This is a genomic window from Arthrobacter agilis (assembly GCF_006494655.1).
In the GTDB taxonomy this organism is placed as follows: Bacteria; Actinomycetota; Actinomycetes; order Actinomycetales; family Micrococcaceae; genus Arthrobacter_D; species Arthrobacter_D agilis.
The window spans coordinates 1-13,246 of sequence record NZ_VHIM01000010.1 but is presented as its reverse complement, the minus strand read 5'-3'; the positions used below and the strand labels follow the sequence as shown (position 1 = coordinate 13,246).

12 protein-coding genes and 1 pseudogene are annotated in these 13,246 nt (G+C 67.4%); 10 read left to right on the top strand and 3 right to left on the bottom strand.

Annotated features, from left to right (window positions below; all coding sequences use genetic code 11):
• The first annotated feature begins 69 nt into the window (after nt 1-69).
• From leuA to FJV46_RS15650, 3 genes are all read left to right on the top strand, one after another.
• The gene (gene leuA, locus FJV46_RS14205) at nt 70-1,812 is read left to right on the top strand and encodes a 2-isopropylmalate synthase (RefSeq protein ID WP_087025868.1); all 1,743 of its coding nucleotides are present in this window, start codon (nt 70-72) and stop codon (nt 1,810-1,812) included.
• Nucleotides 1,813-1,936: 124 nt separating this feature from the next.
• On the top strand, nt 1,937-2,683 hold the full coding sequence (recO, locus tag FJV46_RS14200; protein WP_087025866.1) for a DNA repair protein RecO: 747 nt from the start codon (nt 1,937-1,939) through the stop codon (nt 2,681-2,683).
• Nucleotides 2,680-3,486: an isoprenyl transferase gene (locus FJV46_RS15650; RefSeq protein WP_087025863.1), complete on the top strand. Its 807-nt coding sequence runs from the start codon at nt 2,680-2,682 to the stop codon at nt 3,484-3,486. The genes recO and FJV46_RS15650 overlap by 4 nt, the downstream gene beginning before the upstream one ends.
• Before the next feature lie 322 nt (nt 3,487-3,808).
• Here the strand turns inward: FJV46_RS15650 and FJV46_RS15645 are convergent.
• Nucleotides 3,809-4,630, bottom strand: a pseudogene (locus tag FJV46_RS15645) (alpha/beta hydrolase); the annotation flags it as partial.
• Between the two features lie 89 nt (nt 4,631-4,719).
• Between FJV46_RS15645 and FJV46_RS14185 the strand changes: the two are divergent.
• A complete protein-coding gene (locus tag FJV46_RS14185; RefSeq protein ID WP_087025857.1) occupies nt 4,720-5,802 on the top strand; it encodes a quinone-dependent dihydroorotate dehydrogenase in 1,083 nt (360 codons plus the stop codon).
• 26 nt (nt 5,803-5,828) lie between these two features.
• Here FJV46_RS14185 and FJV46_RS14180 read toward each other — a convergent pair whose 3' ends face one another.
• Nucleotides 5,829-6,419, bottom strand: coding sequence for a DUF3043 domain-containing protein (locus FJV46_RS14180; RefSeq protein ID WP_087026103.1), 591 nt, complete (start codon nt 6,417-6,419; stop codon nt 5,829-5,831).
• Nucleotides 6,420-6,506: 87 nt separating this feature from the next.
• Here FJV46_RS14180 and FJV46_RS14175 point away from each other — a divergent pair, with 87 nt between their 5' ends.
• The 6 genes from FJV46_RS14175 (at nt 6,507) to FJV46_RS14150 (ending at nt 12,608) form a co-directional block, all read left to right on the top strand.
• Nucleotides 6,507-7,931, top strand: a complete 1,425-nt coding sequence (locus tag FJV46_RS14175) for a dipeptidase (protein ID WP_087025854.1) — start codon at nt 6,507-6,509, stop codon at nt 7,929-7,931.
• Between the two features lie 196 nt (nt 7,932-8,127).
• Nucleotides 8,128-8,508 carry a HesB/IscA family protein gene (locus tag FJV46_RS14170; RefSeq protein WP_087025851.1) on the top strand — a complete coding sequence of 127 codons (381 nt, stop codon included), beginning with the start codon at nt 8,128-8,130 and terminating at the stop codon, nt 8,506-8,508.
• A gap of 192 nt (nt 8,509-8,700) precedes the next feature.
• Nucleotides 8,701-9,573 (top strand): aa3-type cytochrome oxidase subunit II, encoded by an 873-nt coding sequence (ctaC, locus tag FJV46_RS14165; protein ID WP_087025848.1) that lies wholly within the window; start codon nt 8,701-8,703, stop codon nt 9,571-9,573.
• A complete protein-coding gene (gene ctaD / locus FJV46_RS14160) occupies nt 9,573-11,300 on the top strand; it encodes an aa3-type cytochrome oxidase subunit I (protein ID WP_087025844.1) in 1,728 nt (575 codons plus the stop codon). Before ctaC ends, ctaD begins: the two co-directional genes overlap by 1 nt.
• Entirely contained in the window at nt 11,297-11,698 is a 402-nt protein-coding gene (locus tag FJV46_RS14155) for a cytochrome c oxidase subunit 4 (protein WP_087025842.1), read from the top strand. The genes ctaD and FJV46_RS14155 overlap by 4 nt, the downstream gene beginning before the upstream one ends.
• 118 nt (nt 11,699-11,816) lie before the next feature.
• On the top strand, nt 11,817-12,608 hold the full coding sequence (locus FJV46_RS14150) for a GntR family transcriptional regulator (RefSeq protein ID WP_087025839.1): 792 nt from the start codon (nt 11,817-11,819) through the stop codon (nt 12,606-12,608).
• A 506-nt stretch (nt 12,609-13,114) separates the two neighbouring features.
• On the opposite strand, the gene FJV46_RS14145 is transcribed toward FJV46_RS14150, so the two are convergent.
• Nucleotides 13,115-13,246: integrase core domain-containing protein (locus FJV46_RS14145; protein ID WP_140995582.1), on the bottom strand; the 132-nt coding region annotated here is incomplete at its 5' end.

The following is a 13,246-nucleotide window of genomic DNA, read 5'->3' as shown; positions in this document are numbered from 1 at the left end:
GTCCCTCGCCGCGGAGTCCGTGATGCCCGGCCGCCAGCACCTCACTTCCGACAGACAAGGCCGCTTTCCATGGACAACGCTCAGAAGACCTCCGGTATGGCGTTCGGCAAATATCTGCCGTTCCAGGACCAGATCGCCGTCGACCTCCCTGACCGCACCTGGCCCGACCGCGTGATCACCAAGGCGCCGCGCTGGTGCGCCGTCGACCTCCGCGACGGCAACCAGGCCCTCATCGACCCGATGAACCCCGAACGCAAGCACAAGATGTTCGATCTGCTGGTCCGCATGGGCTACAAGGAGATCGAGGTCGGATTCCCCTCCGCCTCACAGACGGACTTCGACTTCGTGCGGCAGCTGATCGAGGGCGATCGCATCCCCGACGACGTCACGATCCAGGTCCTGACGCAGTCCCGTGAGCATCTGATCGAACGGACGTACGCGTCCCTCGAGGGTGCCGACCGCGCCATCGTCCATCTCTACAACTCCACCTCGGTCCTGCAGCGACGCGTGGTGTTCAACCAGGACCAGGACGGGATCATCGACATCGCGACGCAGGGCGCCCGCCTGTGCCGCAAGTTCGAGGAGAACATGGGGGACACGCTGATCACCTACGAGTACTCGCCGGAGTCCTTCACGGGCACGGAACTCGAGTTCGCGGCACGCATCAGCAACGAGGTCTCGGCCGTCTTCGAGGCATCCGCCGACCGCCAGATGATCCTCAACCTGCCGGCCACCGTCGAGATGGCCACGCCGAACGTCTACGCCGACTCCATCGAGTGGATGAGCCGCAACCTGGCGGACCGGGACAGCATCATCCTGTCGCTGCACCCCCACAACGACCGCGGTACCGGCGTCGCCGCCGCAGAGCTCGGCTACCTCGCAGGCGCGGACCGGATCGAGGGCTGCCTGTTCGGCAACGGCGAGCGGACCGGCAACGTGGACCTCGTGACCCTCGGCATGAACCTGTTCAGCCAAGGCATCGACCCGCAAATCGACTTCTCCGACATGGACTCCATCCGCCGTACCGCCGAGTACTGCAACCAGCTCAGCGTGCCGGAACGTTCACCCTACGGAGGCGACCTCGTCTTCACCGCCTTCTCGGGCTCGCACCAGGACGCCATCAAGAAGGGGTTCGAGAGCATGGAGCGAGATGCCGCGGCGGCGGGCGTCGGCGTGGACGACCTGACGTGGGCTGTCCCGTACCTGCCCATCGACCCCAAGGACATCGGCCGGTCCTACGAGGCCGTCATCCGCGTGAACTCCCAGTCGGGCAAGGGAGGCGTAGCGTATCTGCTCAAGAACGAGCACAGCCTCGACCTGCCGCGGCGGGCGCAGATCGAGTTCTCGGGGGTCATCCAGCGCCGTACCGAGACGCAGGGTGGTGAGGTCAGCGGCGCCCAGTTGTGGTCCGTGTTCCAGGACGAGTACCTGCCGACGCGCGCGGACGGTGGCACCGAGGCGTGGGGCCACTACGAGCTGACCTCCGTCAACACGGACACGGCCGAGGACGGCTCCTTCAAACTCGTGGCGACCCTGCTGGTCGACGGCGTGCAGCAGCGCAAGGCCTCCCAGGGGAACGGCCCGATCGACGCGCTGCTGACCATCCTCGGCCAGGACGGCGTCGACGTCAGGGTGCTCGACTACACCGAGCACGCCCTGTCCTCGGGAGGCAACGCCCGGGCCGCCGCCTATGTCGAGTGCGCAGTCGGAGAGCGGGTGCTGTGGGGCGTAGGGATCGACGCCAACACCACGATGGCCGCCCTCAAGGCCGTCATCTCCGCTGTCAACCGCGCCATCCGCGACGCCGCCTGACGTCCGCGCCGAGCCCGGACCGGCGATGCCGGCGCGCGCGGCCGGATCAGGCGGCGGGCTCCCCGACCCGGCCGCAGGTGCAGTCTGCGCGATTTCGGCGTGAGCCGGGTGGGAGAATGGAACCGTGCCTTCCTCGTCCGCATCGCGAACCTACCGCGCCGTCGGCGTGGTGCTGCGTACCTACAAGCTCGGGGAAGCGGACCGCATCATCGTGCTGCTGACGCGGGAGCAGGGACAGGTGCGGGCCGTCGCCAAGGGCGTACGCCGGACGAGCAGCAAGTTCGGCTCGAGGCTGGAACCGTTCATGTCGGTGGATCTGCAACTCGCTCACGGACGGAACCTGGACGTCATCACGCAGGTGGAGACCAAGGGGGCCTACGGCTACGGGATCGCCGCCGACTACGCGAGCTACACCGCCGCGACGGCGATCGCGGAGACGGCGGAGCGGCTGACCGATATCGGTGAGACCGGAGGAGCGCAGTACGCACTCGTCGTGGGCGCGTTCTCGGCCCTGAGCCGAAACCTCCACCCGTCCGAACTCATCCTCGACTCGTATCTGCTGCGCGCACTGGCGACGGCGGGCTGGGCGCCCAGCTTCACCGACTGTGCACGCTGCGGTGCGCCCGGTCCCCACACGGCGTTCTCCGCCCCGCTCGGCGGAGCCGTCTGCCCCGCCTGCCGGCCGCCGGGCGCCGCATCGCCGTCCTCCGCCACCATGGATCTGCTCGGAGCCCTCCTGACCGGGGACTGGGCCATCGCCGACGCCTCCGACGCCGGGGCCCGGCGCGAGGCAGCCGGGCTGGTGGCGGCCTACCTGCAGTGGCACCTCGAACGCGGGGTCGCCTCCCTCAAATATGTGGAGCGTGTATGAAGCCCGACCGACCCGTAGCACCCTGGCCGCATCCCAGCGGTGACCAGGTGCCCGGCATCCCCCGCGACTTCGTCCCGCAGCACGTGGCGATCGTCATGGACGGCAACGGACGCTGGGCCAACCAACGGGGCCTCCCACGGACCGAGGGCCACCGGGCAGGAGAAGCCGCGCTGCTCGACGTCATGGCGGGAGCCATCGAGATCGGGGTGCGGCACGTCTCGGTCTACGCGTTCAGCACGGAGAACTGGAAGAGGTCTCCCGAGGAGGTCCGCTTCCTGATGGGGTTCAACAAGGACGTGCTGCGCCGCCAACGGGATCAGCTCCACGAGTGGGGCGTCCGGATCCGGTGGTCCGGCCGCCGGCCCCGCCTGTGGCAGTCGGTCATCCGGGAGCTCGAGGAGGCGGAGCGCCACACGGTCGGCAACACCACATGCACGCTCACGATGTGCGTCAACTACGGGGGTCGCGCCGAGATCGCCGACGCCGCCCGGGCTATCGCCGAGGACGTCGCGGCCGGGAAGCTCAGGGCATCCTCGGTCAACGAGAAGACGATCCAGCGGTATCTCGACGAGCCGGACCTCCCCGACGTCGACCTGTTCCTGCGGACGTCGGGCGAGCAGCGGTTCTCGAATTTCATGCTGTGGCAGTCCGCCTACGCAGAGATGGTGTTCATGGACACCCTGTGGCCCGATGTCGATCGCCGGACGCTGTGGCGGGCGATCGAGGAGTACGCAGCGCGGGACCGGCGGTACGGGGGAGCAGTGGACCGGTCGCAGGTCCCCCGGGCCCAGCGCCTCCCTTAGGGCCCGGGGGACCTGCCCCGCGCGTCGCTCCGCCGGCCTCGATGTCGCGGGCCTCGATGTCGCGGGCGGAGCCGGCCTCTGCGTCGAGGGCGAGGGCACGCGTGGGAGGTTCCGCTGATGGGAAGTGCGCGTCGAGCCACCGGATGAGGGCGTCCATCGCCTCCCGGCGTGCCTCGCTGCGGGAGAGGAAGACATCGTGGAGGGCCCCCCATACCCGCCGGATGGTGACGTCTCCACCGAGCTCCGCGGCCCGGCGCACCATCGCCGACACGTCGAGGACGCTGTCCGTCCGGAGCATCTCCTCGCTCCAGGTCGGACTGATGGTGGACGCCGTGGAGCAGAGGACGAGGACGGGCGCGTCCACCGACACTCCCCGCGCAAGCGCCGCATGTCCTGCCAGTACGGCGGCGAGCCAGCCCGCTCGGATCGGGAATCCGGACTCCGGTCGCCAGACGGGATTGATGAGCCATTCCCCGTCGCGGGTGTCACTCAGGCTGCGGAAGTAGAAACCCAGTTCAGGCAGCCGCAGGCGGGCCTTCGGCCGGCGCCGCGACACGGTGTCGAGGATTCCCTGCGCGGCGGAGCGCAGGAGAGCGCTGCCCTGCGTGTCGAGCCAGGGGCTGTTGAGTACCAGGCCGGCCACTCGCCCCGGGTTCCGGGCGGCCCACAGCGCGGCGGTCAGGCCGCCGGTCGAGTGGGCCATGAGGACCACCTCGATCCGGTCCGGCGTTCCTGGCGTCGGCGCCTGCGCGGACCCGCCGGGCCGTGACGCCAGACGGTGCCGGACGGCGGCCAGGCCGCGTTCGAGATCCGCGTCGTAGTCGTCGAGGGAGGTGACGAAGCCCGGTGTCTGACCGGGCAGGAGGCTCCGGCCGTGCTTGTGCAGGTCGAGCGCGAAGAACGCCCAGCCGCGCTGGTGGAGTTCTGCGGCCACATGGGCCTGCAGGAAGTAGTCGCTGAATCCGTGGAGATAGAGGACGGCCCGTTCGGGAGGGCGCTGTCCCGCTCGCTCGTCCTCGTCCTGGTTCTCCGGTTCGTAGGACACCAGCGTGGCGACGCGTGGTCCTTCGTCGTCGGGCTCGAGGGGGAGGGTCAGGCTGCGGAAGGGCGGACCGAGGAGGTCCTCCGTCCAGGTCTCGTCCATGCCACGACCCTATCGCCGTCCTGCGCTCCCGCGGAGACGACCGCCGTCGGGAATTGGTCCGGGTCGCGGGCCCGTGGGATTCTTGGACCATGCGCATCTACCCGACCTTCTTCCGGATCGTCTTCTCCGGGATGGACGCCGAACGGGCCCACCGGATCGGGTTCGCCCTGATCCGCGCCGCGGACCGAACGCCCGTGGGCTGGGCGCTCCGCCGCTTCTGCGCTCCCCACCCGGCGCTGGCCACCTCGGCATTCGGCGTGGACTTCCCGTCGCCGTTCGGTCTCGCCGCCGGCTTCGACAAGGCAGGCACGGGAGTCCTCGCCCTCACCGCCCTCGGGTTCGGGCACGTGGAGATCGGGACCGTCACGGGGCAGGCGCAGCCGGGCAACCCGAGACCGCGACTCTTCCGCCTGGTCGAGGACCGGGCCGTGATCAACCGCATGGGCTTCAACAACGACGGCGCTGCCGCCGTCGCTCCGCGCCTGGAATCCGCCCGGCTCGGGCTCGCCAAGCGCTACGGATCCCGAGGACGCCCCGTCGTGGGGGTGAACATCGGGAAGACGAAGAAGGTCGACCTGACGGATGCCATCGGCGACTATCTCGTGAGCGCGGAGCGGCTGGCCCCGACGGCCGACTATCTCGTGGTGAACGTCTCCTCGCCGAACACGCCGGGCCTCCGGCTGCTGCAGAGCGTCGAGTCGCTGCGACCGCTGCTCGAGGCCGTGCGTCGGACCGCCGACGCCGCAGCAGGACGGCACGTCCCCCTGCTGGTCAAGATCGCACCGGATCTGATGGATCAGGACATCGACGACGTCGGGGCTCTCGCCCTCGATCTCGGCCTCGACGGCATCGTGGCGACGAACACGACCATCACGCGGCAGAATCTCCGCACGGATCCCTCAGACGTGATGGCCAAGGGTGTCGGCGGGTTAAGCGGAGCGCCGCTGAAGGCCCGATCACTCGAGGTCGTGAAGCGGCTCCGGGCCGCCGTGGGCGACGAGCTGGCGATCATCGCCGTCGGGGGAGTCGAGACCCCCGACGACGTCCTCGAGCGGCTCGACGCCGGCGCCACCCTCGTGCAGGGCTACACGGCCTTCCTCTACGAAGGGCCGTTCTGGTCCCGCCGGATCAACAGGGGCCTGCTGCGGGCGCAGCGGACCGCTGCGGCCTGAGGCCCGTCAGCGACAGGGGCTCCGGGTCAGGCCGGGTACTGGCCCCGGCGCACCTGGGGCTTCGGCAGGCGCAGCCGCCGCAACTGCAGGGCACGCGTGACGCCGTACCAGAGGTCCCCCTGGTTCGGTGCTCCGAACTTCTCCGTCAACCTCTTCTTCAGCATGCGTCGCAGCAGGACGCAGTCGACGATCACCGCCACGATGAGTATCCAGAAGGCCATCAGGACGGCGCTCTGCACCGCGAGAGACTGGAAGAAACTGAGGACCACGAACACCAGGGCCGCGATCATGAGGAACTCTCCGATATTGATGCGCGCGTCGACGAACTGACGGATGTACCGGCGGTTCGGTCCCTTGTCGCGCAGGGGGAGATAGCGCTCGTCGTCGGTGTCGAGCGCCTGGCGCATGCGCGCCCGCTCGTCGCGGACCGTCGAACGGCTCTGCTCACGTGCGGCCTTCCGGTCATTCGGAACGAGCGGTCGCTTGCGGGCTGCCTCCTGGACGCTCCGCTTGGGAGTGGGCACACCCTTCCCCTGCGCGCGCAGGGCCTCGGGGGTCGGTGAAGCGTCATCGACGACTTCCTGGGCGGGGGTGGCTGCTTTATTTCGTCCGAACACACCCACAGGATACCGGCTTCGCCCGAGGAATCGGCCCGCCGGCCACCTCGGGCCCGTGCGCCCGGACGCCGTGTGTAGGGTTCTGGCATGACGTCGATCACCCCTCCTTCCCATGACCGGACCGAGCACTCTTCCACCAGCGACGGCCTGCGGGCATCCGTGGATACTGCCTTCCCCCGCATCGTCGAGCACCTGTCCGAGCTCGTCGCCATCCCCGGTATCGCCTGGGACGCCTTCGATGCGCACGAGCTGGACCGCAGCGCCGAGGCCGTCGCGACCCTGATCCGGGAGACAGGCCTCGACGACGTCCGGATCCTCCGGGTCGACAACGACGGGACGCCCGGAGGCCCCGCCGTCGTCGCCCGCCGCCCGGCCGCCGAGGGCAAGCCGACCGTGCTCCTGTACGCGCACCACGACGTCCAGCCGCCCGGAGACCCCGACCTGTGGGATTCCGAGCCCTTCGTGGCCACGGAACGCAACGGCAGGTTGTACGGGCGTGGCGCCGCTGACGACAAGGCGGGCATCATGGCGCACATCGGTGCCGTCGGCGCCCTGACCGAGGTCCTCGGCGAATCGTTCGGAGTCGGCGTGACCCTGTTCATCGAGGGCGAGGAGGAGGCCGGATCGCCGACCTTCCGCTCCTTCCTCGAGACCTATCGCGACGACCTTGCTGCTGACGTAATCGTCGTGGCGGACTCCAGCAACTGGAAGGTCGGTGTTCCGGCGCTCACCACGAGCTTGCGCGGCCTCGTGGACGGCACCATCGAGGTGCAGGTCCTGGATCACGCCGTGCACTCGGGCATGTTCGGCGGCCCGGTGCTCGACGCACCCACCCTGCTGGCTCGCCTCATCGCCACCCTGCACGACGACGCGGGTGACGTCGCGATCGACGGTCTCGTCGGCGGCGACAACGCGACGGTCGAGTACGACGAACAGGACTACCGCTCGGACGCGTCGGTGCTCGACGGTGTGCAGCTGGCCGGCACCGGTTCCCTGGCCTCCCGCCTGTGGCACAAGCCCGCGCTGTCCATCATCGGCATGGACATCCCGAGCGTCGCCCTGTCCTCGAACACCCTGCTCCCGAGGGCCCGCGCCAAGTTCAGTCTCCGTCTGGCCCCGGGACAGGACCCCGGCGCTGCCATGGACGCCGTCCGTGCGCACGTCGAGCGGCATGCGCCGTTCGGTGCGACGGTGACGTTCACGCCCGGTGAGACCGGCAGCCCGTTCCTCACGGACACCTCGGAGCCCGCGTCGCGGCTGGCCCTCGAAGCTCTCCAGGAGGCGTGGGGCGTGGCGGCCGTCGAAGCCGGCATGGGAGGCTCCATCCCGTTCATCGCGGACCTCACGGAACTGTTCCCGTCGGCGCAGATTCTGATCACCGGCGTCGAGGATCCGGACTCGAGGGCGCACAGCGCCAACGAATCGCTGCACCTCGACGAGTTCCGCAAGGCCGTCCTGGCCGAGGCGATCCTCCTCGCCCGGATCAACGAGGGCGGACTGGAGGCGTCCTGACCGGTCTCGCATCCCGGCGGTCGGCAGGTAGCGCTGGGGAGCGCGGGGGAGCGCGCCCGTGGAAATGTTTCCTCTCCTCCATCCGTTATGACAGGAGCGGGCCCGGCGTACCATGGAATGAAGCCGTGCGCGCGACACCGCGGACAGCAATGCGAGCGGACACACCGAGCGTGGAGTCCGAGCTAGGAGAAGAACTATGAGCACATCGACCACCGAGACAGGATCCCTGCAGGAGTCCACGGAGCTCCCTGTGCACGAGGTCGACCTATCGGACGTCGCGGCAGGCAAGGTACGCAGCCTCCTGGAGCAGGAGGGACGCACCGATCTGCGACTGCGCGTGGCCGTGCAGCCCGGCGGATGTTCCGGACTGATCTACCAGCTGTACTTCGACGAGCGGGTGCTCGACGGTGATGCGGTCCGCGACTTCGACGGCGTCGAGGTCATCGTGGACAAGATGAGCGTCCCGTACCTCTCGGGCGCCTCGATCGACTTCGAGGACACCATCTCCAAGCAGGGTTTCACCATCGACAACCCGAATGCGGGCGGCTCCTGCGCCTGCGGCGACTCGTTCCACTAGGGACGAAAGAGGCGCCCCTACCACGGGGTGCGAGGCCCGGAGCGGCACGCTGGACGTGTGTTCCGGGCCTCTTGCATGTCACCAGATCGTCGGTGTTACAGGTAAGCTCTACAGTGAGTAGTAAAACTGGATGTGCACCCCGGGCGGCTTCATCGGCGGGTGGCAACGCACGTAGAAAAGGAAGGTCCGTCTGTGAGTTCGCAGGACCGAACCGGTAGCAAGCGCGTCAGGATCGCGAAGATCTCCAGCATCTCGCTGGCCGGCGCCCTCCTACTGACCGGCTGTTCGGCTGAAGCCCAAAAGGGCTGGCTTCCGGCTGACCGGGACAATACCAACCACACGGGGATCATCACCGATCTCTGGGTCAACTCGTGGATCGCGGCCCTCGCGGTCGGCATCATCACGTGGGGACTCATCATCTGGTGCATGGTGGCCTACCGTCGCCGCAAGAACGACACCGGCTACCCCCGGCAGCTGAGCTACAACCTGCCACTCGAGATCTTCTACCTGACGATCCCGCTGTTCATGGTCCTTGTGTTCTTCTACTTCACGGAACGCGACATCGCGACGATCGACGCCCGGGTGGACGACCCCGATGTGATCGTGGATGTGCGCGGCAAGCAGTGGTCATGGGACTTCAACTACGTCAAGGAAGACAAGTACTCGACGGGTGTCCAGGCGAATCTGAACGGTGAGGAAGGTGTTCCGGAGAACCTCCCGACGCTGTACCTGCCGGTCAACAGGAGCGTCGAGCTCCAGCTCAACGCCCGCGACGTCCAGCACTCCTTCTTCGTCCCCGCCTTCCTCCAGAAGCGCGACCTCTACCCGGGGCGCACCAACTACATCAACCTCACTCCCACCAAGGAGGGTGTGTTCGCCGGCAAGTGCGCGGAGCTGTGCGGTCAGTACCACTCGGAGATGCTCTTCAATGTCGCCGTGGTCTCGCAGGAGGAGTTCGACGCGCAGATGGCGCAACTGGAGGACGGGCAGCTCGGTGACGAGTACGACCGCGACTCCTACCCGGAGGATGACCCCGATACCGACCCAGCCAGGAGCAGCAGCTGATGTCCACCTTCGAATACACCCTTGAGGAAGCCGGCACCGTTGCCGCCCCGCGTGTTGTTCCGAGGTCCAAGGGGCGCATCGTCGTCAACTGGATCACCTCCACGGACCACAAGACGATCGGGTACATGTACCTGATCGCCTCCTTCGTCTTCTTCTGCTTCGCCGGTGTGATGGCGCTGATCATCCGTGCCGAGCTCTTCGAGCCGGGGATGCAGATCCTGCAGACCAAGGAGCAGTACAACCAGCTCTTCACCATGCACGGCACTGTGATGCTCCTGATGTTCGCGACGCCGCTGTTCGCAGGATTCGCGAATGTGATCATGCCCCTCCAGATCGGTGCACCCGACGTCGCCTTCCCGCGGCTGAATGCCCTCGCCTTCTGGTTCTTCCTCTTCGGCAGCACCATCGCGGTGTCCGGCTTCATCACCCCCCAGGGTGCTGCGTCCTTCGGCTGGTTCGCCTACGCGCCGCTGTCCAGCACCACGTTCTCGCCGGGTGTCGGTGGCGATCTCTGGGTCTTCGGCCTGGCGCTGTCCGGCTTCGGTACCATCCTCGGTGCCGTCAACTTCATCACGACGGTCATCTGCATGCGGGCCCCCGGCATGACGATGTGGCGCATGCCGATCTTCACCTGGAACGTGCTCATCACCGCGATCCTCGTCCTCATGGCCTTCCCGCCCCTCGCAGCAGCGCTCTTCGCCCTCGGCGCGGACCGCCGTTTCGGAGCACACATCTTCGACCCCGAAGCCGGCGGCGCCATCCTCTGGCAGCACCTGTTCTGGTTCTTCGGCCACCCCGAGGTCTACATCATCGCCCTGCCGTTCTTCGGCATCGTCTCGGAGATCTTCCCGGTCTTCGCCCGCAAGCCGATCTTCGGCTACAAGGGCCTGGTCTACGCGACGATCTCTATCGCGGCTCTCTCCGTCACGGTCTGGGCACACCACATGTACGTGACCGGAGCGGTGCTCCTGCCGTTCTTCGCCTTCATGACGATGCTGATCGCAGTACCGACCGGCGTGAAATTCTTCAACTGGATCGGCACTCTCTGGCGCGGCTCCCTGACCTTCGAGACGCCGATGCTCTGGAGCCTCGGGTTCCTCGTAACTTTCCTCTTCGGTGGTCTCACAGGAATCATTCTCGCGTCGCCTCCGCTCGATTTCCACGTCTCGGACACCTACTTCGTGGTGGCGCACTTCCACTACGTGGTCTTCGGCACCGTGGTGTTCGCGATGTTCGCAGGGTTCTACTTCTGGTGGCCCAAGTTCACCGGCAAGATGCTGAACGAGCGTCTCGGCAAGATCCACTTCTGGATGCTGTTCCTCGGCTTCCACGCCACATTCCTCATCCAGCACTGGCTGGGTGTCGAGGGCATGCCGCGTCGCTACGCGGACTACCTGCCCGAAGACGGCTTCACCGCCATGAACCAGTTCTCCACCATCGGCTCGTTCGTCCTCGGCGCGTCGCTGATCCCGTTCTTCTGGAACGTCTACATCACATGGCGCACCGGCAAGAAGGTGGAAGTGGATGATCCGTGGGGCTTCGGAGCTTCCCTGGAGTGGGCTACCTCGTGCCCGCCTCCGCGCCACAACTTCACCTCGCTGCCGCGCATCCGGTCGGAGCGTCCCGCGCTGGACCTGCACCACCCCGAACTGCAGCAGACGCACACGCCCGATGACAGCGCCGCAGGATTCATGGGCGCAGCCGATCGACAGGATGCCAAAGCATGAAAATCGAGAAGAACCTGTTCCTCTACGGAGTCCCGATCTTCATCCCCGTAGCCTTCATCTACGGCTGGCTCACCGAGTGGTCGGAGTGGGTCGGTTTCCTCGGCATCATGCTGGTGGGCGGGCTCGCGGGCATGATCGGCTTCTACCTCGCCTTCACCGGCAAGCGAGTGGGAGCGCGTCCGGAGGACCGCCTGGACGCCGAGATCCATGAGGGATCGGGGGAGCAGGGCCACTTCAGCCCCTGGAGCTGGTGGCCTCTCGTTCTCGGGCTGTCGGCCGCCACCGGATTCCTCGGCATCGCCATCGGCTTCTGGATTCTCTACATCGGTATGGGCCTGGCGGTCATCGCGCTGGTGGGCTGGGTCTTCGAGTACAGCCGCGGATACCACGCGCACTGAGAGCACGCTGAGGTCGTCGTGAGCAACAGGAGAGGGAGTTCGCGGAAGCGGACTCCCTCTCCTGTCTGTCGTTGCCGGCACATCATTCGGTAGCACCGAGGAGGGAGGGGAGCGGGACATGGAGATACTGCCCAGACCGTTCGATGCGCAGCCGTTGGACGGTACCTCGACCGTACCGAAGCACGTGCAGTTGAGGGAAAGCCTCCGCAGCTACATCGTGCGCTCCGGAGAACCCGGAGCCGCCATCCCGTCGGAGCGGCTGCTGGGCGAGTACTTCGGTGTGGCTCGAATGACCGTCCGCCAGGCCGTCGACTGCCTGGTCGCGGAGGAAGTCCTCGAGCGTGTCGTAGGACTCGGAACATTCGTCGCCCGCGCGAAGGTCGATCTCCACATGAAGATGACCTCGTACACGGAGGAGATGATTCGGCGGGGGATGGTCCCGGACGCCCGCGTGCTCAGCTTCGAGCAACAGGGTGCATCGCCGCTCGTGGCGCGCGAGCTGCAGATCGAGATCGGGCAGCCCGTGGTGCGGTTCCGCCGGCAACTGCTGGCCGACGGGGAACCCATGAGCGTCGACGAGAACTTCATTCCGGCCCACCGCGTGGTCGGCATCTTGGACGATCCACCGCCGACCTCCCTCTACAGCGTCCTCAGCGAGAAGTACGGGCTCGTCATGGAGTGGGGCGAGGACACCATCGAAGCCACTGCGGCGTCACCGTCGATCGCCCGGCTCCTCAATGTCGAGATGAACGCTCCGCTCCTCAAGATCCAGCGCCACGCCTACGTGGCACGGGCGATGATCGACTACTCCGTGTCCTACTACCGCGCCGACCGTTACAAGCTCTGGGTGCCCCTGCAGCGGCCCGGCGTCCGCTCGCCCCGGGCCTACAGCTCCAAGCGGCTCGGCTGACGCTGAGGCCGCCAGGCAGGGCTCCACGCGTCTCCAGCAGCCCGTCCGCGGCGTCACCGTCGGCTCAACAGGCTGTCCGGCGGGCTCCACGCGTCTCCAGGGGCCCGTCCATCGCGTCACGGGCGGATCCACCAGGCTGTGCGTCGGGCTCCACGCGTCCCAGGGACCCGTCCACGGCGTCACGGGCGGATCCGCCGGGCTGTAGGGCAGGCTCTACGCCCTCCAGTGACTTGTCCCGCGGGCTCCGGTAGCCGGACGCGTACACACCCAGCGCCGACAGCGGTTTCCCGCCTCTCATCCTTCACCGACCGCCCGAGGGCGATCGAGCCTTCTACCCCGGAGCGGTTGCTGCCTACTCTCGGTGCCGCCGTCCGGAGAGCATGCGGTCGGCTGAAGGCTGACTGCATTCGTCGATGCCCCGTTCCCTGATCGACCCCGCACACGAAGGAGGGGCTGGACGCGAGTCCAACCCCTCCTGGGATGAAGCTGATGCCGGTGTCGGCGCCCTAGTTGTACTGCCCAGGGAGGTTGGTTAGCCGGGTGATGGGTGGTTTGCCTCCGATGGCGGTGTGGGGCCTGTGGTGATTGTATTCGTGGAGCCAGCCCGGTAGTGCTGCCCGGCGGGCTGATTCGCTGGT